The organism is Amycolatopsis vastitatis (assembly GCF_002234595.1).
GTDB lineage: Bacteria > Actinomycetota > Actinomycetes > Mycobacteriales > Pseudonocardiaceae > Amycolatopsis > Amycolatopsis vastitatis.
On the sequence record NZ_NMUL01000005.1, the window covers coordinates 336,829 to 361,205 of the forward strand.

At 71.9% G+C, this 24,377-nt stretch carries 24 protein-coding genes; 14 read left to right on the forward strand and 10 right to left on the reverse strand.

Translation table 11 applies throughout. The features are described from left to right. Nucleotides 1-26: 26 nt before the first annotated feature. A complete protein-coding gene (locus tag CF165_RS05260) occupies nt 27-524 on the forward strand; it encodes a phosphoribosyltransferase (RefSeq protein WP_093946248.1) in 498 nt (165 codons plus the stop codon). Continuing rightward, nucleotides 521-1,243: a Fic family protein gene (locus CF165_RS05265; protein ID WP_093946249.1), complete on the forward strand. Its 723-nt coding sequence runs from the start codon at nt 521-523 to the stop codon at nt 1,241-1,243. The genes CF165_RS05260 and CF165_RS05265 overlap by 4 nt, the downstream gene beginning before the upstream one ends. On the opposite strand, the gene CF165_RS05270 is transcribed toward CF165_RS05265, so the two are convergent. After that, entirely contained in the window at nt 1,240-2,157 is a 918-nt protein-coding gene (locus CF165_RS05270) for an NADP-dependent oxidoreductase (RefSeq protein ID WP_093946250.1), read from the reverse strand. The genes CF165_RS05265 and CF165_RS05270 overlap by 4 nt on opposite strands. Nucleotides 2,158-2,282: 125 nt before the next feature. Here CF165_RS05270 and CF165_RS05275 point away from each other — a divergent pair, with 125 nt between their 5' ends. Continuing rightward, complete coding sequence (locus CF165_RS05275; RefSeq protein ID WP_205660778.1) at nt 2,283-3,155, forward strand: helix-turn-helix transcriptional regulator; 873 nt, start codon at nt 2,283-2,285, stop codon at nt 3,153-3,155. A 57-nt stretch (nt 3,156-3,212) separates the two neighbouring features. Then, on the forward strand, nt 3,213-3,743 hold the full coding sequence (locus CF165_RS05280; protein WP_093946252.1) for a hypothetical protein: 531 nt from the start codon (nt 3,213-3,215) through the stop codon (nt 3,741-3,743). A gap of 1 nt (nt 3,744) precedes the next feature. Here CF165_RS05280 and CF165_RS05285 read toward each other — a convergent pair whose 3' ends face one another. Beyond that, on the reverse strand, nt 3,745-4,050 hold the full coding sequence (locus CF165_RS05285) for an ArsR/SmtB family transcription factor (protein ID WP_093946416.1): 306 nt from the start codon (nt 4,048-4,050) through the stop codon (nt 3,745-3,747). A 54-nt stretch (nt 4,051-4,104) separates the two neighbouring features. On the opposite strand from CF165_RS05285, the gene CF165_RS05290 reads away from it, so the two are divergent. Next, complete coding sequence (locus tag CF165_RS05290) at nt 4,105-5,298, forward strand: MFS transporter (protein WP_240521459.1); 1,194 nt, start codon at nt 4,105-4,107, stop codon at nt 5,296-5,298. Here the strand turns inward: CF165_RS05290 and nicT are convergent. The 7 genes from nicT to CF165_RS05325 all read right to left on the reverse strand — a co-directional run bounded on the left by nicT (nt 5,234) and on the right by CF165_RS05325 (nt 14,939). Next, nucleotides 5,234-6,322, reverse strand: a complete 1,089-nt coding sequence (gene nicT, locus CF165_RS05295) for a Nickel transporter NicT (RefSeq protein WP_093946254.1) — start codon at nt 6,320-6,322, stop codon at nt 5,234-5,236. The two genes, CF165_RS05290 and nicT, sit on opposite strands and share 65 nt — an antisense overlap. A 54-nt stretch (nt 6,323-6,376) precedes the next feature. Further along, nucleotides 6,377-7,306, reverse strand: coding sequence for an N-acetylmuramic acid 6-phosphate etherase (locus tag CF165_RS05300; RefSeq protein ID WP_093946255.1), 930 nt, complete (start codon nt 7,304-7,306; stop codon nt 6,377-6,379). A gap of 23 nt (nt 7,307-7,329) precedes the next feature. After that, on the reverse strand, nt 7,330-8,304 hold the full coding sequence (locus CF165_RS05305) for a MurR/RpiR family transcriptional regulator (protein ID WP_439098491.1): 975 nt from the start codon (nt 8,302-8,304) through the stop codon (nt 7,330-7,332). Nucleotides 8,305-8,542: 238 nt separating this feature from the next. After that, a complete protein-coding gene (locus CF165_RS05310; RefSeq protein ID WP_093946256.1) occupies nt 8,543-10,267 on the reverse strand; it encodes a serine hydrolase domain-containing protein in 1,725 nt (574 codons plus the stop codon). Nucleotides 10,268-10,314: 47 nt separating this feature from the next. Then, nucleotides 10,315-11,589, reverse strand: a complete 1,275-nt coding sequence (locus tag CF165_RS05315; RefSeq protein ID WP_093946418.1) for an exo-beta-N-acetylmuramidase NamZ family protein — start codon at nt 11,587-11,589, stop codon at nt 10,315-10,317. Continuing rightward, nucleotides 11,586-13,325 (reverse strand): glycoside hydrolase family 3 protein, encoded by a 1,740-nt coding sequence (locus CF165_RS05320; protein ID WP_093946257.1) that lies wholly within the window; start codon nt 13,323-13,325, stop codon nt 11,586-11,588. The genes CF165_RS05315 and CF165_RS05320 overlap by 4 nt, the downstream gene beginning before the upstream one ends. A 783-nt stretch (nt 13,326-14,108) precedes the next feature. Beyond that, nucleotides 14,109-14,939: an HAD family hydrolase gene (locus tag CF165_RS05325; RefSeq protein ID WP_093946258.1), complete on the reverse strand. Its 831-nt coding sequence runs from the start codon at nt 14,937-14,939 to the stop codon at nt 14,109-14,111. Nucleotides 14,940-15,571: 632 nt separating this feature from the next. Between CF165_RS05325 and ssd the strand changes: the two genes are divergently transcribed. The 9 genes from ssd to CF165_RS05370 all read left to right on the forward strand — a co-directional run bounded on the left by ssd (nt 15,572) and on the right by CF165_RS05370 (nt 21,652). Beyond that, nucleotides 15,572-16,645, forward strand: coding sequence for a septum site-determining protein Ssd (gene ssd / locus CF165_RS05330; protein ID WP_093946259.1), 1,074 nt, complete (start codon nt 15,572-15,574; stop codon nt 16,643-16,645). Continuing rightward, nucleotides 16,642-16,848: a hypothetical protein gene (locus tag CF165_RS05335; RefSeq protein ID WP_093946260.1), complete on the forward strand. Its 207-nt coding sequence runs from the start codon at nt 16,642-16,644 to the stop codon at nt 16,846-16,848. The genes ssd and CF165_RS05335 overlap by 4 nt, the downstream gene beginning before the upstream one ends. Nucleotides 16,849-16,852: 4 nt before the next feature. Continuing rightward, nucleotides 16,853-18,004 carry a TadA family conjugal transfer-associated ATPase gene (locus CF165_RS05340; protein WP_093946261.1) on the forward strand — a complete coding sequence of 384 codons (1,152 nt, stop codon included), beginning with the start codon at nt 16,853-16,855 and terminating at the stop codon, nt 18,002-18,004. 64 nt (nt 18,005-18,068) lie between these two features. Beyond that, nucleotides 18,069-18,827: a type II secretion system F family protein gene (locus tag CF165_RS05345; RefSeq protein WP_093946262.1), complete on the forward strand. Its 759-nt coding sequence runs from the start codon at nt 18,069-18,071 to the stop codon at nt 18,825-18,827. Then, nucleotides 18,824-19,543 carry a type II secretion system F family protein gene (locus CF165_RS05350; protein ID WP_093946263.1) on the forward strand — a complete coding sequence of 240 codons (720 nt, stop codon included), beginning with the start codon at nt 18,824-18,826 and terminating at the stop codon, nt 19,541-19,543. The genes CF165_RS05345 and CF165_RS05350 overlap by 4 nt, the downstream gene beginning before the upstream one ends. A 23-nt stretch (nt 19,544-19,566) precedes the next feature. Further along, nucleotides 19,567-19,746: a DUF4244 domain-containing protein gene (locus CF165_RS05355; protein WP_093946264.1), complete on the forward strand. Its 180-nt coding sequence runs from the start codon at nt 19,567-19,569 to the stop codon at nt 19,744-19,746. 20 nt (nt 19,747-19,766) lie between these two features. Beyond that, nucleotides 19,767-20,102, forward strand: a complete 336-nt coding sequence (locus CF165_RS05360; RefSeq protein WP_093946265.1) for a TadE family type IV pilus minor pilin — start codon at nt 19,767-19,769, stop codon at nt 20,100-20,102. Between the two features lie 76 nt (nt 20,103-20,178). After that, nucleotides 20,179-20,511, forward strand: a complete 333-nt coding sequence (locus tag CF165_RS05365) for an Rv3654c family TadE-like protein (protein ID WP_093946266.1) — start codon at nt 20,179-20,181, stop codon at nt 20,509-20,511. A gap of 517 nt (nt 20,512-21,028) precedes the next feature. Continuing rightward, nucleotides 21,029-21,652 carry a bifunctional DNA primase/polymerase gene (locus tag CF165_RS05370; RefSeq protein ID WP_093946267.1) on the forward strand — a complete coding sequence of 208 codons (624 nt, stop codon included), beginning with the start codon at nt 21,029-21,031 and terminating at the stop codon, nt 21,650-21,652. 84 nt (nt 21,653-21,736) lie between these two features. Here the strand turns inward: CF165_RS05370 and CF165_RS05375 are convergent, their stop codons facing one another. After that, the gene (locus tag CF165_RS05375) at nt 21,737-24,289 is read right to left on the reverse strand and encodes a DEAD/DEAH box helicase (RefSeq protein ID WP_167441358.1); all 2,553 of its coding nucleotides are present in this window, start codon (nt 24,287-24,289) and stop codon (nt 21,737-21,739) included. Nucleotides 24,290-24,377 lie beyond the last annotated feature (88 nt).

The window sequence follows — 24,377 nt, forward strand, 5'->3', positions numbered from 1 at the left end:
GCGGACCACGACGAAGGGCGAGATCGATGGCCGAAGAGCGGGAAGAGCTGAGCTGGGAGCTGTTCGGCACGGCGAGCCGTGAACTGGCTCACACCATCGCCGACGACGGCTTCGCGCCGGACCTCATCCTCTCCATCGCCCGCGGCGGCCTCTTCGTCGCCGGCTCGCTCGGCTACGCGCTCGACGTGAAGAACCTGCACGTGATGAACGTCGAGTTCTACACCGGCGTCGACCAGCGCCTCGACCTGCCGGTGATGCTGCCGCCGGTGCCCAACGTCGTCGACCTCACGAGCAAGAAGGTGCTGATCGCCGACGACGTCGCCGACACCGGCGCCACGCTCAAGCTGGTCCGCGACTACTGCCTCGAGCACGTCGCCGAGGTGCGCTCGGCGGTCGTCTACGAAAAGCCGCACTCGACGGTCAAGTGCGAGTACGTCTGGCGGCACACCGAAAAGTGGATCAACTTCCCGTGGTCGGTGCTGCCGCCCGTGGTCACCCGCGAAGGACAGGTGCTCGACGCATGAGTGACCCGCTCAAGCCGCTGCTCGACCTCGAAGGCGTCGCAGCGGCGGCGAAGTCCGCACAGGACGCGGTCTTCGCGGTCCACCGCCTCCCGGCCAACCTCCGCGGCGGCGCGGCGACGGCGGCGGAGGCGTCGGTGCGGGCCGCCCGCGCGTCCGCCGGTATCGAGGGCGCGAACCCCGAACTGCCCGCCGACGGCGCGGTCGCCGACCCGGTCCTCGCGGGCGCGCTGCGCGTCGCGGAGACGCTGGAGTCGATCCTGCCGACGTGGCGCCGCGCGCCGATGCAGGCGTTGGCGCGCCTGCACGTCCTGGCCGCGGCGGACCTCGTCGACGACCCGGACGCGTTGGGGCGCCCGCATTCCGGCGGTGGCCGTCTCGAACTGCTCGCCCAGCTCGTGACCGGAGCGACGTCGGTGCCGGGCCCGGTCCTGACGGCCGTGGTGCACGGGGAACTGTTGGCCCTCAAGCCTTTCGGCACGGCGGACGGTGTCGTGGCGCGAGCGGCCGCGCGCCTCACGATGGTCGCGACGGGCCTCGACCCGAAGGCCCTGAGCGTGCCCGAAGTCGCCTTCTTCCGGCGTGTCCCCAGGTATCTGGAGGCGGCAGAAGGGTTCGCGGGTGGGACGCCCGAGGGCGTACGCGCGTGGCTGCTCTTCTGCTGCGAAGCGTTCGAAGCCGGTGCGCGCGAAGCGAAGAGCATCTCGGACGCGGCTTCCTAGGGCCGGAGCACGATCTTGCCGTGGGTGTGCCGCCGTTCCAGTTCGCGGAAGGCGTCCCGGACCCGCTCCAAGGGGTAGGTGCGGGCGATCGGTACCTCGAGCTGTCCGCGCGCGGCGAGCCGGGCCAGCTCGCCGACCACGACCGCGCAGGCCGCCGAGCCTTCGCCGTCGGTGCGGGCGCCCATCCGCGCCGCGGCCGCCCAGTCGCGGATCGTGTCGATCCGCTCGGGCCGCACGCCCAGCTCGATCGCCAGCTCGACGTAGCCATCGCCGAACGTGTCGATGAACGCGTCGACCTTGCCGCCTGCGGCGTCCCGGATCCGCTCGGCCACGCCAGTGCCGTACTCGACCGGGATGACGCCGTGAGCGGCCAGCCACGCGTGATTCCGCTCGCTCGCCAGCCCGATCACCGTCGCGCCGCGCCGTCGTGCCAGCTGCACGGCGAGGGATCCGACCCCGCCTGCCGCCCCGGACACGACGACCGTGTCGTCCGGCTCGAGGTCGACCGCGAAGACCGTGGCGTACGCGGTCGTGCCCGCCACGGACAACGACCCGGCCACCTCCCAGGACAGTCCCTTCGGACGCGGGGTCAGCCGGAAGTCGTCGACCACGACGAACTCCGCGTGACTCGCCCGCTCGTGGGTGAAGCCGAGGACTTCGTCGCCCACCGCGACGCCCCGCACCTCCGGCCCGGCCTCGACGACGACTCCGGCCAGGTCGCTGCCCTGCCCGGAGGGGAACGTCGCCGGCCAGCGCCCGTGCCGGGCTCCCCGCCGGATCATCGTCTCGCCGGGCTGGATCCCGGCCGCGCGGACCTCGACCAGTACCTGCCCGGGGCCGGGCACCGGACGCGCCACCTCCGCCACCCGCAGGACGTCGATCCCGCCGTACTCGTGGAACCGCACCGCCTTCATCGCGTGCTCCTTTCGTCGCCCTCGACCGTGCCGCTTCGCGCCCGGCGCGGGAACGGAGCGGTCTGCCTAGGACCGGCGGTCCGAGGCTGCGCCCGGCGAACGGTGCTATCCATGGACGCATGGGAATGCAGCGCGCCGACCTCGCCGGGTTCCTGCGCCGGTCCCGCGAGCGGCTGACCCCGCGGGACGTCGGGCTGGCCGAGGGGCCGCGCCGGCGCACGCCGGGCCTGCGCCGGGAGGAGGTCGCGGCCCGCGCCGGGATGTCGCCCGACTACTACATGCGGCTCGAGCAGGCCAGAAGCCCGCAGCCGTCAGGGCAGCTGCTGGCCGCGCTGGCGCGGGCCCTTCGGCTGACCGAGGACGAGCGCGACCACCTGTACCTGCTCGCCGGGCACCGCCCGCCGGAGGGCGCGCGGGCGGGCGAGCACCTGCGGCCGGGCCTGCTGTACCTGCTCGACCGGCTCGACGGCGTCCCGGTCCAGGTGCTGAGCGACCTGGGTGACGTGCTGGCGCAGAACGACCTCGCGCTGGCGTTGTTCGGGTGCGTGTGCTCGGTGGCCGAGGAGGACCGCAACGTCGTGCTGCGCTGGTTCACCGAGCCGTCCGTCCGCGATCACTTCGCGGCCGAGGAGCACGAGGAGCACGGCCGGGAGCTGGTCGCCGACCTGCGGGCCGCGGTGGCCCACCGCGGGGACGACCCGGCGTCCCGCGCGCTGGTCGCGCGGCTGCGCACGGCGAGCGCCGAGTTCGCGGCGCTGTGGGACCGGCACGAGGTCGCGGTCCGCCGGGCCCACCGCTACCGGCTGGTGCACCCCGAGCTCGGCACGATCGAGTTCGACTGCGAAGTGCTGGCGACGCCCGCGACGGACCAGCGGCTGCGGATCTTCACCCCGCCGCCCGGCGGCACCGACGTCCTGGACGTGCTGCGCGTCCTCGGGCCGCAGCACCGGTGCGTCACGACCGCTTCTCCTCGACCTGGAGTGCCGGAACGGCGGTAGTCGGCGCGTCCTCGTTCGTGGTCTATTACGAAGGTTGTCGCAGAGGGGGGGACTGCCATGGGCCGGTCGCGAAGGTTCGGTGCGTTCCTGGTGGCCGTGCTCGCCGCGGCGGGGAGCGTGCTCGCGTCCGCGGGACCGGCGCACGCGGCGACCGCCGTCCAGACCTGTGCCGGCACCTGGGCGGTCACCTACGACCCGCCCATCACCAACACGCCTCGGCTCGTGTCCGGTGTTCTCACCGGAACGTTCCCCGTCTGCACCGACCCCCAGGCGTTCAACGCGACCTACACGCAGGTGTTCACCGACGTGGTCTCCTGCACGACGCTGCTCAACGCGGGGTCGACGTCGCGCACGTACGTGTGGGGCAATCCGCTGGCCGCGCCGACCACCTTCACGTACAACTTCACGACCACGGTGGTCGCCGGTCAGGTCGTGGTCACCAACACGGGTGTGATCACGGCAGGGCGGTACACGCCGGGCAGCGCGGTCCAGGTGGCGACGCTCGTGACGCCGGATGCGCTCGCGTGCGCCGGCTCGGGGATCGGGAGTCTCACCGGCCCGACGACCCTCACCATCTACGCCCCGTGAGCTAGGCGAGGACGGCGTCCAGCAGGCCGGGAAACCGCGCCTGCACGTCTTCGCGGCGTAGTTCGACCCAGCGCGTCCGGCCTTCGACGAACGTCGTGGTCAGACCGGCTTCGCGCAGTACCCGCCAGTGGTGCGAGAGCGTCGGCGCGGTGATGTCGACGTCGTACTCGCCGAGCGCACAGCTGCGCGGCTCGGTCACCTTCGCCAGTTCGCGCACCAGTTCCAGGCGCACGGGGTCGGCGAGCGCCTGCAGCACCGGCACGATCTCGATCGCCTCGCGCGCCGGCTGGGGCAGCGTTCGGGCCACGGCTTTCCCTTCGACCATTTGACAACGATCGAAGTATACCTCCATCATGGCCCCATGACGATTCGACGATCATCTAATGATCGGCTGGGGGTCCTGCTCGTCCTCGCGGTGGGCACGTTCACCGTCGGCACCGACGGGTTCGTGCTCAACGGCCTCCTGCCCGCCATCGCCGCCGACCTGCACGTGACGGAGTCCGTCGCGGGCCAGCTCACCACCGTCTTCGCCCTGACCTACGCGATCGCGTCGCCGCTCATCGCCGCGTTCACCGGCGGCTGGGACCGCCGATGGCTGCTGGCCGGCGGCATGGCGCTGTTCACCGTGGGCATGGCCGGGCAGGCACTCGGCATGTCGTTCGCGGTGGTCGCCGCGGCGCGGGTGCTCGCCGCGGTCGGCGCGGCCGCCTTCCAATCCAACGCCTACGTGCTCGCCGGGGCGCTCTCGTCCGAAGAACGCCGGGGCCGCGCGCTCGCGACGGTGGCCGCCGGGATGAGCGTGTCGATGGTGCTCGGCGTCCCGATCGGCGTGCTGGCCGGGAACTGGTTCGGCTGGCGCGCGGTGATGTGGGGGATCGGCGGGGTCGCGGTCGTCGTCGCGGCGCTGATCCCGATCCTGCCCGAGGTCCGCGTGCCCGCGGCCGGCCTGCGCGCCCGGCTCGCCGTGGTCGTGCGACCGCCCGTCGCTCGCGTGCTGCTGGTGACGATCCTCGGCACGATCGCCGGTTTCACGGTGTTCGTCTACCTCCCGGTGCTGGTCGCGCCGGTCGCGAGCGGCGCGGTGCTGTCGTGGGTGCTGGTCGGGTCCGGGCTCGGCCAGGTCGCCGGCACGACGTTCGCGGGCCGCGCCACCGACCGCCTCGGCCCGGCGAAGGTCCGCGCGCTGTCGCTGGCCGGGACCGCCGTCGTGCTCGCCGTCCTGGACCTCGCCGTGCTGTCGTTGCCCGGTGCGCTGGTGCTCGCCCTCTTCTCCGGTGTCTTCGGCGGGATGCTGATGGTGCCGCAGCAGCACCGGCTCTTCACGGTCGCGCCGGACGCCCCGGCTGTCGCATTGGGACTGAACGGCTCGGCGATCTACCTCGGCGGCGCGCTGGGTTCCGCGCTGGGCGGGGTGGTTCTCGCCGCCGCGGGACCGTCGTGGGTGGGGCCCGCGGGCGCGCTCGCCGCCGTCGCCGCGCTGGGCGCCGTCCTCAGGAAAGCTTCGCCGACCACTTCTCTTCGATCCGCCCGAACCGCCACACCGCCAGCGCGATGACCCAGGTCAGCACGAACAGCCCGACGATCCCGAAGCCGACGTAGTCGAGGTTCACCGAGGCGATCGCGGCCAACGGACCCGACGTGATGTCCAGCTTCTCGGCCAGGATCGACACCAGCTCGATCGTCCCGACGACCAGCGCCACCGCGACCGACAGGGCGGTCACCGTGATGTTGTAGAAGATCTTGCGCACCGGCTTCGCGAACGCCCAGCCGTAGGCGAGGTTCATGAAGCAGCCGTCCACGGTGTCGAACAGGGTCATCCCGGCGGCGAACAGGACCGGCAGCACGAGGATCGCGTACCACGGCAGCGCGAACGTCGCGGCGCCCGCGGCGAGCACGAGCAGCCCGATTTCGGTCGCGGTGTCGAAGCCCAGGCCGAACAGCAGCCCGACCGGGTAGATGTGCCACGGTTTGCGCACGGCCTTCGTCGCGCCGCGCAGCAACCGGTTCAGCACGCCGCGGTTGTCCAGGTGGCGTTCGAGCGCGGCTTCGTCGAACTCGCCGTGGCGCATCTTCTTGAAGACTCGCAGGATCCCGACGAGCACCACGAGGTTCAGGATCGCGATCACGTACAGGAACACGCCGGACACCGACGTCCCGATCACACCGGTGGCTTCGTGCAACGCCGAGGAGCCGTCCTCGACCTGCCCGGCCAGCGCGCGGACGCCGAGGGAGAGCAGGAGGCACAGCGCGAAGACGACCGTCGAGTGCCCGAGCGAGAACCAGAACCCGACCGACAGCGGCCGCCGTCCGTCGGCCATCAGCTTGCGCGTGGTGCCGTCGATCGCGGCGATGTGGTCGGCGTCGAACGCGTGCCGCATGCCCAGCGTGAAGGCCGTGACGCCGAGGCCGATCCCGAACACGCCGGACGTGCCCAGCGCGTAGTGGTGCGGCGCGACGAACGCCGTGAGCACGCCCCAGCCCACGACGTTCAGCAGCAGGACGAATCCGGCCATCCCGCCGATCGACACCCACTCGCGACGCGACAGCCCGCGCCGCGAGTCCTCGTCCGTGCCCGCCATCGCCCACCTGCCTCACTCTCATCTGAGAGGGTAGACAGATGAACAGATGATGGTCTAGCTAGCGCGCACCCGTACCAGGTCCAACGCCTTGCGCACGTGCCCGCCCGACGCGTGCAACGCCTTCGCGGCGCTCTTGACGTCCTCACCGGACAACAAGTGCACCAGCGCCACCTTGAGGTCGCCCCCGGCTTCGGTGAGCGCGTCCGAGCAGTCCGCCATCGTCATGCCGGTGGCCTCCTGCAGGATCCGGATGGTCCGGCCGCGCAGCTTCGCGTTGGTGGCCCGCATGCTGACCATCAGGTTGGAGTAGGTCCGGCCCAGCTTGATCATCGTCGCGGTGGAGAACGACGTCAGGATCATCTTCTGCGCCGTGCCCGCCTTCATCCGGGTCGAGCCGGCGATCGCTTCCGGGCCGGTGTCGACGGCGATGAGCACGTCCACCCCGGCCGGCTTCGCGGCCTTGGCGTTGCCCGAGACCAGCCCGGTCCGGGCGCCCTGGCGCGACGCCGCGGCCAGCGCACCCAGCACGTACGGCGTCCTGCCCGACGCCGTCAGCCCCAGCACGAAGTCACCCGGCTGCACCATGGCGGCCATCTCGGCGGCGCCCGCCGCCGAGTCGTCCTCCGCGTTTTCGACGGCGTTGCGCAGCGCGCGCTCGCCGCCGGCGTGGTGCGCGACGAACCAGTCGCCCGGCACGTTGAACGTCGGCACCAGCTCGGCCGCGTCCAGGGTGGCCAGGCGCCCGGACGTCCCCGCGCCGACGTAGTGCACCCGGCCCCCCGCCCGCAGGGCGTCCACCGCGTAGTCCACCGCGCGCGCCACCTGGGGCAGCACCGCGGCGACGGCACCGGGGACCGTGCGGTCCTCGGCGTTGATCGCGCCCAGGATCCCCGCGGTGGACATCAGGTCGATGTCCGTGGTGCGGGGATTGCGGGTCTCGGTCGGCGAATCGACGTGCACCGCTTGCACGGGGACGGTCATCATGCGCCTCACATTTTCGTCGGTCATTACTTGCCGGTTTCCCGCGGACGGCGACGACCGTCCGGCCTGACCCCCAAGCGGTGTGAGCCGACCGCGTCCCTCGTCGCGTCCAGGGCGTTGACCGAGGCGTCCATGTGCCGCTGCGCGACCCCGATGAACAGGCAGTCGATGACGGTGAGCTGGGCGATCCGGCTCGCCGTCGCTCCCGAACGGAAGGTGGTTTCCCGCGCCGCGGTCGTCAAAACGTGGTCGGCGACCTCCGTGATCGGGGAGCGCGGGAAGTTCGTCACGGCGATGGTGCTCGCGCCGTGCTCGCGCGCCACGCGCAGCGCCTCGACGGTGTCGGTGGTCGCGCCGGTGTGCGAGACGCCGATCGCGACGTCACCGGGGCTCAGCACCGCGGCCGAGGTGAGCATGATGTGCGTGTCCGACCACGCGAAGCACACGCGGCCGATGCGGTGCAGCTTCTGCTGCAGGTCCGCGGCGACGAACGCACTGGCGCCCACGCCGTAGACGTCCACGCGGCCGGCGCTCGCGACGGCGGCGATCACCCGCTCCAGCGTGGCGATGTCGAGCTGGTCGGCCGTCTCCTCGACGGCTCGCGCGTCGGCGAAGCTGACCTTGCCGATCACGGCGGCCAGGTCGTCCTCCGGGCCGATCTCGCCGCCGAGGTTGCGCGTGGTGCGCGCCTCGGTGCGGGCGGTGTCCGCCGCCAGCGCGATGCGCAGCTGCGGGTACCCGCCGACGCCGACGGCCTTGCAGAACCGCGTCACCGTGGTCTCGCTCGTGTTGGCGGCCAGGGCCACCTCGGTGATGCTGCGTCGCGCCACGTGCGCGGGATCTTCCAGCACCACCTTGGCCACGCGCTGCTCGGCGCGGGCCAGGCCGGGGAGCAGCGACCGGATCCGCACCAGCGGGCTGGAGTCGGCGTCTCGCACGGCCGTCTGGACCGATGCGGGCTCGGACGGTGCCGGGCCGACTACGGATTCGGTATCACTCACCGTCGGAAAGTTACTAACCGTTGGCATTTGCGACAAGGCTACCCACACCCTTCGGTACGATCGCAACCCGTCCGTGTCTGCGGATCTAGATTTGCGATTAATCGTTGACCAGAAAGTCGCCAACAGGGTCGACCTTGTTAACGCGGTCTAGCTAACGACTTGGCAACTTAGTGTCGCGGTGCAAGCGGCAAGAGGACGGTAAATTCCGGCGGTTGGTCGACGTTCGGCGACAGAGGGGTCACCGAGAGCTCAATTGCCAACCCTCTGCGACGAAAGCAGCGGGGTCTCGTTCACCGTCGAGGAGTGATCGGCCGCTCTCGGTGACTTTCACACCGTCCACGGAAACTCCGCGGCCGGTGTAACTCGGGTCGGTGCCGTAACGCCATCGCAGGCTCACCGCCGGGCCCTGCGGCACCGCGCCCGCCACCTTCCACCAGGCACGGTGCCCGTGTCCGGAGAGCGACGTCACGCTTCCGGAGGGTGCGCCCGGCCCGGATACCGATACCGTGATCGGTTGCCAGTTCACGCCGTCGGTGCTGGCCTGCAGCTGAAGTGGATCACTGCTGCCCTCGGTGTCCACGAAAGCGAAGAAGGAAACGACTGCTTGATCACTATGCGTAGTAAATGACCGGGTACTCAGCGTGGCAACGCTCGCGTTACCCAGAGTGCTCGTCCAGGCGTCCTTGCCCGCCACCGGCCGCACGGCCATGGCCCTGGCCAGCGACGTCGCCCAAACCTGGCGGGCGGTGTTGATCGAACCCCAGGTGCGCGTCGGGTGCACCCGGTTGGTCAGCAGGATGGCGAACGACCGCGACTGGAGGTCGATGACCAGCGTCGTCCCGGTGAAACCGGTGTGCCCGGCGCTGACCGGCGACGCCAGCGCACCCATGTACCAGGGCTGGTCGAGCTCGAAGCCCAGGCCGTGCGAGTCGTCCGGGAACTGCCGGTTGTAGTTCGTCAGCATCTCGCGCACGGTGTCCTCGCGCAGGACGCGGTGCCCGCGGTAGCTGCCGCCGTTGAGGACGGTCTGGGCCAGCACGGCCATGTCGCTCGCCGTGCTGAACACGCCGGCGTGCCCGGCGACGCCGCCGAGCGACCACGCGTTCTCGTCGTGCACGCTGCCGCGCACCATCCCCCGCGGCGGGTTGGCCTCGAACTCCGTCGCGGCGATCCGGTTCAGCTTCGCCGCGGGCGGGTTGTAACCGGTGTCGGCCATGCCGAGCGGCGCGGTGATCCGATCGTGGACGACCTTGTCCAGCGACTGCCCGGTCAGCTTCTCGACGATGAAGCCGAGGGTCAGCAGGTTGATGTCCGAGTAGAGGTAGGTCGTGCCCGGCTTGTTCTTCAGCGGGCTGTCGAGCACGGCCTGCCGGCGCGACGGGATGTCCGGGTAGCCGGCCCACAGCGATGGGATCGGGTCGGCGTCGAACCCGGAGGTGTGCGTGAGCAGCATCTCGACCGTGATGGCGGCCTTGTCGCCGGTGGCGAACTCGGGGAAGAAGCGGGAGACCGGGGTGTCGATGGTCAGCTGCCCGCGCTCGGCCAACTGCAGCACGGCGATCGACGTGAACAGCTTCGAGATCGACGCCATGTCGAAGATCGTGTCGTCGCGCATCGGGACCTGCTGGTCCGCGGGCAGCTCGGTGCCCTTGGCGTCGGCGTACCGCAGCGCGCCGCCGACCGCGTACCGGTCGACGACCACGCCGTCGTGCGCGAGCAGGCCGACCGCGCCGGAGAAGTGCGGGTGGCCGGTGGCGTCCGGCTTCGTCCAGCTCGCCAGGAAGTCCTCCGCCGCCTTGATCGGCGCCGGGTCGAGGCCGACGTCCTGCGGCTTTCCCGCCCGCAGGGTCGTCCACGGCGCGGCGAAGCCCTGGTGCGGCCGGTCGAAGCGGCCGGCGCTGGGGTCGTGGCGTCCGGTGATGGCGCTGGCTCCCGAGGTCAACGTGGTCAGCGCGACCAGCACTCCGGTGGCCGCGGCGAGGACCTTCCTAGCACGCACGACTCTTCCTCTCAGCGGTAGAGCAGGTAGCGGCGACGTTTCCGGTCGAACTCGGCCAGCTCGGCCCGCCAGGCCCCGGTGACCTCGTCGACGCCCGCACCGGCGTCGACCATGGTCCGCAGGCGATCGGACCCGGAGAGCTTGTCGATGTAGTTGTCGGGACGCCAGGCGAAGACGTCCGGGTGCAGGGCCTTCGCCGTGACGAGCATGGCGACCGCGGTCCGGATCGCGTCGAAGGCCCGCGGGTCGTCGACACCCACCTGCACGCCGCCGCACGTCTGGTTGACGAACTTGCTGAACGTCGGCACGAAGTAGATCTCGCGGAACCGCGCCCCGGGCAGCCGCAGGTCTTCGAGCTTTTCGCGCCAGCGCCAGTCGAGCCCGGGTGCGCCGATGATCTCGAACGGCCGGGTGGTGCCCCGGCCCTCGGAGAACACCGTGCCTTCGAACATCCCGGTGCCCGGGTAGACGAGGGCGGTGTCCGGCGTCGGCATGTTCGGGCTCGGCAGCACCCAGTTCAGGCCGGTCCGCGCGAACAGCGTGTCGCGCTGCCAGCCGCGGACCTGGACAACATCGAGGTGCTCGAGCTGCACGCCTTCGCCGGGCAGGAACTCCTCGGCGAAGAAGCGCGCCAGCTCGCCGACGGTCATGCCGTGCTGCTGCGCGATCGGCTTCCGCCCGATCCCGGAGGCGAACTTCGGGTCGAGCACCGGCCCGGCCGCCCGGCCGCCGAGCGGGTTCGGCCGGTCGAGCACGACGAAGGCGGCTTTGACCTGCGCCGCGGCCACCATCGCGGTGTAGAGCGACCAGATGTAGGTGTAGAAACGCGCCCCGACGTCCGCGATGTCGAACACGACCGTGTCGACGCCCGCCTTGGTGAACAGCGAAGCGAGCTTCGTCGCGTCAACGCCGTACGCGTCGTACACCGGCACGCCGGTGCGCGGGTCGGTGTAGTCGCCCTCGGACCCACCGGCCTGCGCGCTGCCGCGGAAGCCGTGCTCGGGACCGAAGGCCGCGACCGGTTTCACCCCGGCCGCGACCATCGAGTCGACGATGTGGTCGCCGTTCAGCAGGACGCCGGTCGGGTTCGACAGCACGCCGAGTTTGCGGCCCTTCAGCGGCCGCCAGCCCTGCGCGGCCAGCTGCTCGGCGCCGGTGAGGACACGGCCGTGTTCCGGTGCCTGCGCCGGCTGCTCGGGGTGGGCTCCCGCGACGGCGGAGCCGCCCGCCAGCGCCGGGACCGCGAGCGTGCTCGCGCCGAGGAAGTGCCGCCGGTTCAGGTTCACCACGTCAGCCCGTGGCCGAACGGGTACTTCACGGTGTGCACGTCGGCGCCCGCCGAGATGTCGACCGGCAGCTTCCCGACCGGCTTCGTCTCGCCGAGGATGACCTTGGCCAGGGCCTCCAGGGTCGGGCCGATGTAGCCGTAGGTGGCCAGCCAGGTCTGCACCGTGGTCGGGAAACCGGCGTCGTACGGGATCTGGGCGGCGACGGCGACGACCGGTTTTCCGGTGGCCTGCAGGGCGTCGAGCAGCTTGGTCTGCAGCGGGTAGGTGGCGATGTTGTTGGTCAGCACGACGACGAGGTCGGCCTTCGCGGCGTTCGCGACCGCCTGCGCGATCTGCGCGTCCGTCGGAGCCTGACCGGTCTGGTAGGCCGTCGCGGCCGTGCCGTGCGCAGTTAGCTTCTGCGCGAGGGACGCCGTCGTGGAAACGCCCCAGCCGGTGACCAGTGTCGTCGCGGGCTTCTGCTTGAGCGGCAGGAGACCGGCGTCGTTCGCGATGGCCGTGATGCCGCGGTCGGCGATGTCCTGGGCGGTGGCCAGGCTCGACGGGATGCCGACGGTCTTCATCACGCGGCCCGGGTCGACGAACGGCGAGAACAGGATGCCGCGCTTGAACTTCAGCTTCAGCACGCGCAGCACGCTCTGATCGATCCGCCACATCGGGATCTCACCCGACTTCACGGCGTTGAGCACGGAGTTGATCGCGACGTCGAGGTGCACCGGCATGAGCAGCTGGTCGACGCCTGCTTTGAGCGCAAGCACCGGGATTTCGGCGTCGCTGTGCAGCTTGCGCACGCCCTCCATCTCGAGCGAATCGGTGATCACGACACCGTTGTAGCCCAGCTCGCCGCGCAGCCTGCCGGTGATGATCGGCTTCGACAGCGTCGCCGGCTCGAGCGACGGGTCGAGGCTGGGGAACTGGATGTGCGCGCTCATGATCGAGTCGACGCCGGCCGCGATCGCGGCCTTGAACGGCGGCACGTCGGTGGCGCGCCAGTAAGCCTCGGTGCTGTCGATCCGGGGCAGCCCGGTGTGGCTGTCGGTCGGCGCGGCGCCGTGCCCGGGGAAGTGCTTGGCGGTCGCCGCGACGGACTTCTCGAAGCCCTTCACCTCGGCGGTGACGAAGTCGCCGGCCAGGCCCGGCTGCCCGGAGAAGGACCGGACGCCGATGACCGGGTTGACGGGATTGGAGTTGACGTCCGAGTCGGGCGCGAAGTCCTGGTTGATGCCGACGGCCCGCAGTTCGCGGCCGAGGATCGTGGCGGCCTGCGTCGCGCGGTCGGTGTCGCGCCCGGCCGAGATGGCCATGGCGTTCGGGAACTCGGTGGCCGGCGCGCCCATCCGCGTGACGGTCCCGCCCTCCTGGTCGGCCGCGATCTGCAGCGGGATGTGCGCCCCGCTCGTGATGGCGGCCTTCTGGAGGCCGTTGGACAGCTTCGAGACCTGGACGGGGTCGTCGAAGTTGTCGCGCGTGTCGTTGTTGAAGTAGATGACACCGCCCAAGTGGTACTTCCGGATGACCTGCGCGGGGGTGTCGACGCCGAAGTCGGTCTGGTTCTTCGGGTTGACCTCGTCGGCCGACTTGCCGTTGACCCAGGTGACGAACAGCTGCCCGACCTTCTGCTCGAGCGTGAGCCCGCGCAGCGCCTGGGTCGCCGCGGCCTCGGCCTGGGCGTCCGCGCTCACGCGCGGTGCGCTCGCGGCGGTCGCGACACCCACACCGGTGAGGGCGAGCACCCCCGCGACGGGCAGGGCGAGCGCATGGAACCTCCGATTTCGGGTCGTCACGACCAGCCTCCCAGAAGTAGCGGGCGCCCGGTGGTGACGTCAGAAGTCCACTCGGAGGCGCCAGTATCGGGAAGCTACTCACCGAATCCGGCGCTGTCCATCGACCGACCGCACGAACGGTCCAGTCGTACCCGGATCGGTAGGAAATTCGCCGTTCGCAAGTTGCCGAGGGGCCGAACGGGTGGCCGGCGAGTTCCGCGTCCGATCACGCGAGTCACGGCTTCGATCACGCGAGATCCGCTCCCGCTCACGCGCGATGCCCCGCTGATCACAGGTGATGCCCCGCCAGTCACGCGTGATGCCCGGCTGATCACGTCCCCCACAGAGACGAGGCGGCGCCCATGGCCGAGGGCCATGGGCGCCGCCTGCAAAGCGCGAACATCTCGGGCGACCAAGCGTGCAACTCTGGTCGTACCTACATGGACTCGGCGTGTGGCGTCCCACTACGCAGTCCCTAGACGACGAGCCTCCCGCGGCGCGCTGCGCGTGGGTACCCGGAGTCCGCGCACGGAGGTTTGCCGGGGTGGAACAGGCTTCTCTTCTACCTGTTCCCTGGCCGACCGAACGTCCGCACCTACTTTCTACGCCGTGAGCCCGGTCACTTCAAGTGCGCGTACGGGTGCACCGGTACAGAGGCTGGATCGGGTGACACGGGCACCCTGCGCGACGGACAATTCGGGGCTGGGCCAAGCAAAGTGGAGGCCGTACGGCCGTGTGGGTGGCCGGCCCGCGCTATCGGGACCGACGGCGACGGCTGAGGCCGTACCAGGTCGCCCCGGCGGCCACCGCGCCGACACCGAGCGCCACCATCCCGGCCGACCGCGTCGGAAGCCGGGTGCGCAGCGACATGGGCCGGTCGAAGGCCAGGATCGGCCAGCCGCGTTCGAGGGCTTCCCGCCGCAGGAGCTTGTCCGGGTTGACCGCGTGCGGGTGCCCGACGACCTCGAGCAGCGGGATGTCGGTGCTGGAGTCGGTGTAGGCGAAGCACTCGGCGAGGTCGTAGCCGTAGGTCGCGGCGAGCTGCTTCGCGGCGACGGCCTTGTTGGCGCCGTAGCAGTAGAAGTCGACTTCGCCGGAGTAGCGGCCGTCGACGATCTGCATCCGCGTCGCCACGCTCCGGGTCGCGCCGAGCATCTCCGCCACCGGCGCGACGACCTCTTCGCCGGTCGCCGACAGCACGATCACGTCGTGCCCGTCCGCGTGGTGGCGCGCGATCAGTTCCGCCGCCTCCGCGTACACGAGGGGGTCGACGACGTCGTGCAGGGTTTCGCGGACTATCGCCGAAACCTGGGCGACGTCCCAGCCCGCGCAGAGCGCGGAAACCTCGGCGCGCAGCCGTTCGGTCTTGTTTTCGTCGGCGCCGGCGAGCGAGAACACCAGCTGCGCGTAGGCGCTGCGCAACGCGGCGCGACGGTTGATCAATCCCTCCTTGAGCAATGGCCGGCTGAAAGCCAGTGCGCTCGACGAAGCGATGATCGTCTTGTCCAGGTCGAAGAACGCGGCCACCGCGTGCTCCGGGCCCGGCTTCCGGATGCGCGACGGCGCGCTGCTCGGTTCGGCCACCCGCCCAGGATAGAAGCTTGATCGAGGCGCGTCCCGTTGATCCACCACGCGCGCGTCGCGGCGGGCGGAAAATCCATGACAGGCAGGCACTTCGGGCGCGCTGTGCCGTTACCGAACTGTGTGCGTCGTCCGGCGCGCGAACCGGTGCCGGGCGGAGTTACAGTGAACGGGCCCGGTGTCCAACCGGGCCGGTTCAGTCCGACCCCCCGGGGCTGAACCCACGGCGGCCCCCGTCCCTCCCCCCTGGCGGGGGCCGCCCTCTTACCTTCCCCTTGCTTTTCTTCGCCCCGGTCCGATTTTCGTTTTCGCGAGCGCTCCGGCCGAGGGCTACCGTCTTGCCTTCCGTTTACCTTCACCTCTTTCCCCGGGCGCCGGGTTCGGGTTTCGGCATCGTGCCGCGATCATCCAAAACGGGTTTTCGTGTCTATTCCGCCGCGGGTGCGTCACGGGCGCGCGCGATCCTGCCACAGCCCACCGACAGAACCGGTCCGCGAGCCGGTCCCCGGGCGGCAGTTGTCCACAACACCCCGGTTGTCCACAGCCGGCCGTCCGGCCCGTTGTGCCGCCGTGCCCCGCCCGCGACGGTGGAAGCCGGGCCACCACGGCCCGCACCGACGACGGGGGAGGAACGCATGACGGGGGAACGACCGCTCGTGGTCGCCGCGGACGAAACCGTGCTCGACGAGATCCTGCGCGTGGCCGCGGTCGCGGGCTGCGAGTTCGACCGCGCACCGGACCTGACCGCGGCGCACGGGCACTGGGCCCGTGCGCCACTGGTGGTCCTCGACGAAGAAACCGCGCGGCTGCCGGCCACCTTGCCCCGGCGCGCCGGGATCCTCCTGGTCTGCAAGGGCAGCCCGGGACCGCGGACGTGGGAGCACGCGTTCCGCGGTGGCGTCGAGCGCGTGATCTCGTTGCCCGACGAGGAGTCCGAGCTCATCGGCGCGTTCGCCGACATCGTCGAGACACCGGCGGAGCAACCCGGGCTGGTGCTCGGTGTGGTCGGCGGCCGGGGTGGCGCGGGCGCGTCCGTCTTCGCCGCGACGCTGGCGCTGGTGGCCGACCGCGATCCGGGCGGGGCCCTGCTGGTGGACTGTGACCCGCTCGGCGGTGGCCTGGATGCGCTGGTGGGCTTGGAAAAGACGGCCGGACCGCGTTGGCCGGACCTGCGGCTGGACGGCCGGGTTTCGATGTCGTCGCTGGCCGCGGCCCTCCCGCAACGAAGACATCGCGGCGGCAGTCTCCCGGTGCTGGCGTGCGGCCGCGAGGGCGAGGGCCCGGCGGTCGAGTCGCTGTCGGCGGTCCTCTCCGCGGGCCGCCGCTCGGGCCGCACGGTCGTGTGCGACCTCCCCCGGCCCCTCGGCGGCGCGGCGGCTGAAGCGGTCGCGGTGGCCGACCTGGTGGTGATGATCGTGCCGGTGGAGTTGCGCGCGTGCCTGGCGGCGAAGCAGGTCTTGCGCGGGCTCGCCGAACTGACGGCCCGCACCGGCGTGGTCTCCTGTGGACGGTCCAAGAAAGACTCCTCGGCCCTCCGGACGGCCGGTCTCCTCGGGCCGCCCATGCTGGCCTCGATGCTCCCGGAGCGCGGCCTGTCCGCCGCCGTGGAGCGCGGTGAGTTCCCGGCCAAACCGGCGGGACCGCTGGCCTCGGCGGCGGCGGAAGTCCTGGCGGTGGCCCGTCGCGAAGCCCGGGCAGCGTCCCGATGAGCGCCGCGGATCTCCGCCCGCCGGGCGGCCCGATCAGGGTGGGCGAGCTCCTGCTGGCCACGGTCTTGACCCTGGCGAGCCGCGGCCCGGTGAGCGCGGAGAACTTCCTGACGTTGCTGCCGGCGCCGCAGCGTTGCTCGTGCCCTTCGCCCGGTACCCGCGTCACGGCCGGCCACCGGCCCACACTCCGAGAAGGCCGGTGAACCGATGACCACCGACTTCGTGGACCGAGTCCGCCACCGCCTCGCCGGCGATCGGCGGCGGGCCGATCCGGTCGCCGTCGCGACCGCTGTCCGCGCCGAAGCGGGCGGTGCCCTGGGCCATGACGCGGTCCTCGACGCGGCTCGCCGAGCCCGCGACGAATTCGTCGGCGCCGGTCCGCTGGCCCCGCTCCTCGACGACCCCGCGATCACCGACGTGCTCGTCACCGGCCCGGACGAAGTCTGGACGGACGGCCCCGCGGGCCTCACCCGCACCAGCGTCCGCTTCACCGGCGAAGAGTCCGTCCGTCGCTTGGCCCAGCGTCTCGCCCTCGCAGCGGGCCGTCGTCTCGACGACGCCCAGCCGTTCGTGGACGGCTGGCTGCCCGCCGCCGGCCCCCACGGCCGGATCCGCGTGCACGCCGTCCTGCCACCGATCGCGGCCGGCGGCACCTGTTTGTCCCTTCGCGTCCTGCGCCCGGCGACGCACGACCTCGCCACGCTCGGCGAACTCGGTGCGTTCGACGCGGAGGGCGCGAAGCTGCTGAAGACCGTCGTCACGCGGCGGATGGCGTTTCTCGTCACCGGAGGCACGGGCGCGGGCAAGACCACGCTCCTGGCCGCGCTACTCGGTGCGGTCGACCCGCGTGAACGGATCGTCTGCGTCGAGGACGCCGGCGAGTTGCAGCCCGCGCACCCGCAGTTCGTCGGCCTCGTCGCCCGTCCGGCCAATGTGGAGGGTGCGGGCGCGGTCGGCCTGCCCGAGCTGGTGCGCCAGGCGCTGCGCATGCGACCCGACCGGCTGGTGGTCGGTGAGGTCCGCGGCGCCGAGGTCGGCGCGCTGCTCACCGCGTTGAACACCGGGCACGACGGCGGCGCGTGCACCGTCCACGCCAATTCCCCGGCCGAGGTGCCCGCCCGCATCGAGGCACTGGCGGCACTCGGCGGCCTCGGCCGCGACGCGGTGCACAGCCAGCTCGTCGCCGCGATCCGCGTGGTGCTGCACATGCGCCGCGAGCCCGGCGGACGGCGACGGCTCGCCGAAGTCGGCGTGCTTCGCGCCGAACACGGCCGGGCGCGCGTCGTGCCGGTGTGGCGCAGCGGCCGCTGGACGGTCGACCGCCACCTGTTCGTGACGTCGGGGGCGATCGCGTGCTGATCCTCCTGCTGGTGCGCTTTTCGTTGCTGGTGAACGTGTTCCCGCGCGAGCGGAGGAAGCGCCGATGATCACCGCATGGGTCCCGCTGTGCGTGGGCGCGGCTCTGGCGTGCTGGCCGGCGCCGCCGAACCGGCTCCAAGCGGTGGTCGAGCAACGCACGACCGTCCGGATCCCCGAGGTGTGGCGCGTGTTCCGCTGGCTGCTCCCGTCGGCCCTCGCCGGACTGCTGGCGGGAGCGGGAGGCGCGATCGCCGTCGCCGTGCTGACGCTGGCGTGGCGCCAGGAGTGGCGAGCCCACCACCGCGCTGCCGCGGACCTCGCGACGGCGGCCCACACCGCGACGGCGTTGCGGACGATGGTGGCCGAACTGAGGTCCGGCGCCCACCCGGTGACAGCCGTGGAAGCGGCGGCGGAGGTCGTCCCGGAGGTGGCGGGCGACCTCCGGGCGTTGGCGACGGCGGCCCGGCTCGATACGGAGCTGCACGCACCGGCCCTACCGGAACTGGCCGCGGCCTGGACACTGGCCAACCGCCACGGCTTACCGATGGCCGACGTCCTGGACGCGGCACGCCGCGACGCGGAGGCGGCCTTGGCATTCGCCCGCCGGACACGCGCGAAACTGGCGGGCCCCCGAGCGAGCGCGGCGGTACTCACCGGCCTCCCGGCCCTGGGCGTGCTGCTCGGCCAAACCATGGGCGCGGCCCCGCTGACGGTGCTGACCGACAGCACACCAGGCGGGCTGCTCCTGGTCACGGGAAGCGTCCTGCTGTGGGCCGGAACGGCTTGGTGTCGTGCCCTGACCGGGCAGGTGCGTGCCCGATGAACCCCACCGCACTTCTGCTCGTCGCCGGCGCTCTGCTCGTCTGGCCGGACGACGTCGCCGTGCTGCGGCGCTTGAGCCGGCTGGCCGGCAGCCCCGAGCCCGTGCGCAAGTGGCCCCGCGCGGTACCTCACCTCGCGGCGACCCTGGGCGGCGTTTCGACGGCGGTGCTGGTCGGCGGCGTCACCGGCGTGGTGCTGGGCGCGATCGTGACCGCCACCGGGTGGTGGGCGATCCGCCGCACCCGCCGGCCGCGATCACCGGCCGTGGACATCGCCGCCAGGCTGCGGCTCGCGGGGACGCTCGACCTCCTCGCCGCCTGCCTGCAGGCCGGGCTGCCGGTGCCCTCGGCTCTCGATGCCGTGGCCGGTACCGCGCCCGCCGAAGCGGGCGTGGCGTTGCGCTCGACCGCCGGGCTGCTCGCCCTCGGCTCCCGGCCCGACGAGGCCTGGGCGCCGGTGCGAGCCGTTCCGGGACTCGGCGAGCTGGCGGCCGCCGCGATCCGGACGTCCCGTTCCGGCGCGGCCTTCGCCGCGGCCGCCGCCGACCTCGCCGGACGTGTCCGCGACGAGCTGGCCACCGAAGCGGAGGAACGCGCCGAACGGGCCGGGGTGGCGCTCGCCCTGCCCGTCGGCCTGTGTTTCCTGCCCGCCTTCTTCTGCCTGGGCGTCCTGCCGGTCGTCCTCGGCCTGGCCGGAAAGCTCGGCCCGCTCTTCTGACCACCGCAAGTGAAGGGAATCCCATGCGCACGTTCCACCGGCGGCACCCCCGCCCCGACGACGGCTCCACGACGGTCGAGTACGCCATCGTCACGGTTGCGGTCGCGGCCTTCGCGGCTGTCCTCTACAGCCTGCTGACCGGGGACTCGGTCGTCTCATGGCTGACCGGTCTGCTCATGAAGGCCCTGACGGTGCCGTCATGAGCTGCCGCGACGAAGGTTCGGTGACCGTCGAGGCAGCGCTCGGCTTGGCCGGCCTGGCCGTGATGACGGTGCTGCTGGTCGCGGGCCTCACGGTGCTGACGAGCCAGCTGCGCTGCACGGACGCGGCCCGCGAGGCGGCCCGCCTGCTGGCGAGAGGCCAGCCCCACGAGGCCGCGGCAGTGGTCCACCGGATAGCGCCGGCGGGGGCGAGCCTCACCGTCCAGCAGAGGGGTGACGCGATCTCGGTGCAGGTCACGGCCCGCCCGGCAGGCAGGCTGCTCCCGGCGGTTCACCTGGACGCCACGGCCTACGCGGTCGCCGAGCCGGGCACGGAGGCCGGGAATGCACCAGGTTGACCGGCGAACGCCCACCCGGCCGCCGTCGCCCAGCCAGCGAGACTGGCCACATCCTCAAGACAGCCGCGACAGCGGAGTGGCCACCATCTGGACGGCAATGGCGGTGGCCGCGCTGGCCGGGGTGGCGGTACTCGGCTTCTGGCTCGGCGCCGCGGTCCTCGCCCGGCACCGCGCCGAGTCCGCGGCCGATCTGGGCGCGCTCGCCGCGGCTTCGCACGCCGCGGAAGGCCCGGCCCAGGCGTGCGAACGCGCCAGGTGGGTCGCCGACCGGATGGGAGTCACGCTTCTCGCCTGCCGATGGCAGCGCCTCGACGCCTTCGTCGAAGTCCAGGCCCCGGCCCTCGGTCTCGGCGGCATGTCCGCACTGTCGGCGCGGGCCCGCGCCGGCCCCACTGGCCAACCACCGTGACCCCTCGACCGTGGCACAGGTGCCACGCCTCGCGCGCGAACCATCCAGCCGACGAGCCAGGCGAGCGTTCGTCTGGCCGCCACCGACCGCGGTCTCGGCCGTCACCGCTCGCCGAACGCCGACCGGTCGGTATGCGCCGATGACCGGCTGATCCGCCGGGCCGGGCGATGAGCGGCCGATTGTCACGGGCAGCGGTCGTCAGTGCACGGCGAGCGGTCGAATCGGCTGCTCACCTGGGCTGAACCGGCACGTTTCGCCTGGCGCACGACCCTGAAACGGCAGGCCCGTCCTGGGCTTTCGCACGACGAACGGTCCGTGTGCGGTCGCCGTTCACCGTCGATCCGCGCCGCCGGATTCGGTCGGGCCGTATGGATCACTGGGCGTTCATCGCCCCGTAACCACCGGTTGTCGCGCGGGGGTTCCGGGCAATGTGCAACTTGCCGTTAAGTGAGATGTGCGACACCACGACCGGGTCTAGCGGGTCGCGGAGAACCGGACCTTGAAGGCAGGAAACACAATGTTGGACGCGAATTGGCCGGACAGCTGGCGGGGCGCCTTCCGCATCGAACTGCGGGCGGAGGCGATCGGTCTCGCCTGGCGTGGCTGGCCGGTGCTCCCGGGCGTCAACCCCGCTCCGCCGGCCGACGGCGACGACCTCACCTGGCGCCGTCCGGTTCCGGCCAGTGACGCCTGGCGCGAGCAGATCGGCACCCACGCCCACGAGGTCGCCACCTGGTTCTCCGACCGCACCCACAGCCTCCTCGTCGCCACCGGCACCGTCCTCGACGCCATCGAGGTCGACGACGAACTCGGCAAGCGCGCCTGCCGCCTCCTGCGTGCCCTCGGCCACCCGGCGCCCATCATCGCGCTGCCGAACGGCCGCTGGCTCTTCCTGACCACCGTCGCCGACCACGTGCCGGCCGAGTTCGGCCCCCTCACCTCGATCCAGTGGCACGGCAAGGACAGCTACATCCCGCTGCCGCCGTCGCCGTTCCAGCACGGGGTCGTGCACTGGCGCGTCAAGCCCGAGGTGTGCGGCTGGCAGCTGCCGGACGCCGCCGAGGTGCACGACGTCCTCGTCCGTGCGCTTCGCGGCGAGCGCGAGCAGGCCGCTCAGCTGGTCCAGTCCAGCGCGGCCTGAACCACCCCGAACGACCGTCGCGGCCGGTCCCAGCCCGGCCGAGGCGGAGCAGGACACAACTCCATGAACCACCGAGTGGCCGTTCTAGGTGCCGTGTTGACGCAAAGCCCCGAGCACGGTTCCCAGAACCGCCACCGCCCCCGCCTTGTCCAGCGGTTCGTTGCCGTTCCCGCACTTCGGCGACTGAACGCAGGACGGGCACCCCGTCGGGCACTCGCAGGAGACGATCGCCTCCCGCGTTGCGGCCAGCCACGGGACAATCGCGGCATAACCGCGTTCGGCAAATCCCGCACCCCCGGGATGCCCGTCATGCACGAACACCGTCGCCTCCCCGGTGTCTTCGTGCCACGCGGTACTCACCCCGCCGATGTCCCACCGGTCGCACGTAGCGAACAGCGGTAGCAGGCCGATCGCCGCGTGCTCGGCGGCATGCAGGGCACCGGGGACCCGTGCCGGAACCAATCCGGCACCCCCCGGTGTCCTGCGTAGCTCGTGAGAAAGGTCAGAGCGCTCGCCGACCTCGCTCCCGGTGTCTCGTGTGGGCCGAGCCCCCACCTGAGACCCGGAGCGGGCAAGCCCCCGGTCCCCCGCGGGGGTCGCCTCGGCAGCCCCGGACCCCTCACGAGCGTCCCCGGTCCCCACCGGCCCTGCAGATTCGGTCCCCACCCGATGGCCCCCGGTCCCCACCTCGCCATCGGATGCGGAGCTCGCGAGCAGCTCCGAAGAGACCGTGTACCAGACCGCTCTTGTACGCAGGCTCTGCTCCGGCAGGTCGAGCGGCGTGTGGTCCAGCACCTCACCCGAAGGACGCCGCCGCAGGTAACCGACCACCTGTGACGTCACGGCGACCTCCCCGAGGCAGACGCTCACTCCGCCGAAGTCCTGCTTTTCCTGGGTGCTCAGCACCGAGATGTCGACGATCTCGCGCGGGGTCGTCGTCCAGTCCGGGTTCTCCGCGTGCACCAGCGCCAGCCCGGTTTCCAGGTCCAGCTCGTCGACGACGTACGACGACCCCTGGTGCAGGTACACCGCGCCGGGGTGCACGGCGAAGCAGGCCGCCCCCGGGTCGACCGTCCCGAGCATCCGGCCGGAGTCCGACTCGACCACCGCGATCTGCTCGCCGCCGGTCCCGCGGATCCCGACCTCGGCGTGCGGGCGGTCCCGTGAAATCCAATACCAGCCGCTCGACCGGCGCCGCAGCAGCTTCTGCTCCGCCAGCTCGGCCAGCACCTCCTGGGCCGCCGCGCCGCCGAACATCTCCAGCTCGGGGGTGGTCAGCGGAAGTTCGGCGACGGCGCACGCGAGCTGCGGCGCCAGCACGTACGGGTTCGCCGGGTCGAGCACCGCGGTCTCCACGGGCCGGTCGAGCAGTGCCGCCGGGTGGTGCACCAGGTAGGTGTCGAGCGGATCGTCGCGCGCGACGAACACCACCAGCGCCGAGTCACCGGACCGGCCCGCCCGGCCGGCCTGCTGCCAGAACGACGCGAGGGTGCCCGGGTAGCCGGCCAGCACCACCGCGTCCAGGCCCGCGATGTCGACGCCCAGTTCCAGGGCGTTGGTCGTCGCGACGCCCAGCAGCCGGCCCGACAGCAGCGCGGCCTCCAAAGCCCGCCGCTCTTCCGGAAGATAGCCGGACCGATACGCCGCAACGGTTTCCGTCAGCGCTGGGTCCACTTCGGACAAAATGCGCCGCGCGCCCAGCGCGGCCAGTTCCGCGCCGCGCCGCGACCGGATGAAGGCCAGGGAACGCGCGCCCTCGACGACCAGGTCGGCGAGGATCCGCGACGTCTCCGCGCCGGCCGAGCGCCGGACCGGCGCGCCGTTCTCCCCGGTCAGTTCCTCCAGCAGCGGCGGCTCCCACAACGCCACCGTCCGGGCGCCGCGCGGCGACGCGTCCTCCGTCACCGCGACGCACGGAACGCCCGTCAGCCGCGAAGCGAACGAAGCCGGTGAAGCCGTTGTCGCCGAAGCGAGCACGAACACCGGCGAGGCGCCGTAGTGCTCGGCCACCCGTCGTAGCCGGCGAAGCAGCAGGGCGACGTGCGAGCCGAAGACACCGCGATAGCTGTGACACTCGTCGACGACCACGCAGCTGAGCCGCCGGAAGAACGTCGCCCACCGCCCGTGCGCCGAGAGGATCCCGCGGTGCAGCATGTCCGGGTTGGTGAACACCCAGTTCGCGTGGGCGCGCACCCAGTCGCGCTCGGCCATCGGCGTGTCCCCGTCGAACGACGCCGCCCGCACCCCCGGCACGTCCAAAGAGGACACCGAACGCAGCTGGTCCGCGCCCAGCGCCTTCGTCGGCGACAGGTACAGGGCGTTCGCCTTCTCGCCCGCGGCCAGCCGGGACAGCACCGGCAGCTGGTAGGCCAGCGACTTGCCCGACGCCGTACCGGTCGAGATCACGACGTGACGGCCCTCGTACGCGTGCGAAGCCGCCTCCGCCTGATGCACCCACGGCGCCGAGACACCGCAGTCACGCAGCGCAGCGACAACCGCCGGATCCGTCCACGTCGGCCACTCTGCGTAGCCTGCCGCGCGACCCGGCAGGTCCGCGACGTGCGTGATCGGGTTCTCGCGCGACGGGATGCCCGCGGTCACCCGCCCCAGCAGCCGCCGCCCCCGTGAGTCGTCCATCCGCCGAGCTTGGCACAGGGGTCCGACAGTTCCGGCATCCCCAACTGCGCCAACGGATCGGCGAAAGGGTGATCGATCAAGTGAGGAG

Excerpts from the sequence above, each read along its gene's own strand:
- CF165_RS05290 (WP_240521459.1), top strand. The coding sequence starts at position 4,105 with ATGACGATTCGACGATCATCTAATGATCGGCTGGGGGTCCTGCTCGTC.
- CF165_RS05340 (WP_093946261.1), top strand. The coding sequence starts at position 16,853 with ATGACCACCGACTTCGTGGACCGAGTCCGCCACCGCCTCGCCGGCGAT.
- CF165_RS05275 (WP_205660778.1), top strand. The coding sequence starts at position 2,283 with ATGCAGCGCGCCGACCTCGCCGGGTTCCTGCGCCGGTCCCGCGAGCGG.
- CF165_RS05300 (WP_093946255.1), bottom strand. The coding sequence starts at position 7,306 with ATGATGACCGTCCCCGTGCAAGCGGTGCACGTCGATTCGCCGACCGAG.
- CF165_RS05355 (WP_093946264.1), top strand. The coding sequence starts at position 19,567 with ATGCGCACGTTCCACCGGCGGCACCCCCGCCCCGACGACGGCTCCACG.
- CF165_RS05350 (WP_093946263.1), top strand. The coding sequence starts at position 18,824 with ATGAACCCCACCGCACTTCTGCTCGTCGCCGGCGCTCTGCTCGTCTGG.
- CF165_RS05270 (WP_093946250.1), bottom strand. The coding sequence starts at position 2,157 with ATGAAGGCGGTGCGGTTCCACGAGTACGGCGGGATCGACGTCCTGCGG.
- nicT (WP_093946254.1), bottom strand. The coding sequence starts at position 6,322 with ATGGCGGGCACGGACGAGGACTCGCGGCGCGGGCTGTCGCGTCGCGAG.
- CF165_RS05260 (WP_093946248.1), top strand. The coding sequence starts at position 27 with ATGGCCGAAGAGCGGGAAGAGCTGAGCTGGGAGCTGTTCGGCACGGCG.
- CF165_RS05345 (WP_093946262.1), top strand. The coding sequence starts at position 18,069 with ATGATCACCGCATGGGTCCCGCTGTGCGTGGGCGCGGCTCTGGCGTGC.
- CF165_RS05375 (WP_167441358.1), bottom strand. The coding sequence starts at position 24,289 with ATGGACGACTCACGGGGGCGGCGGCTGCTGGGGCGGGTGACCGCGGGC.
- ssd (WP_093946259.1), top strand. The coding sequence starts at position 15,572 with ATGACGGGGGAACGACCGCTCGTGGTCGCCGCGGACGAAACCGTGCTC.
- CF165_RS05335 (WP_093946260.1), top strand. The coding sequence starts at position 16,642 with ATGAGCGCCGCGGATCTCCGCCCGCCGGGCGGCCCGATCAGGGTGGGC.
- CF165_RS05370 (WP_093946267.1), top strand. The coding sequence starts at position 21,029 with ATGTTGGACGCGAATTGGCCGGACAGCTGGCGGGGCGCCTTCCGCATC.
- CF165_RS05280 (WP_093946252.1), top strand. The coding sequence starts at position 3,213 with ATGGGCCGGTCGCGAAGGTTCGGTGCGTTCCTGGTGGCCGTGCTCGCC.
- CF165_RS05265 (WP_093946249.1), top strand. The coding sequence starts at position 521 with ATGAGTGACCCGCTCAAGCCGCTGCTCGACCTCGAAGGCGTCGCAGCG.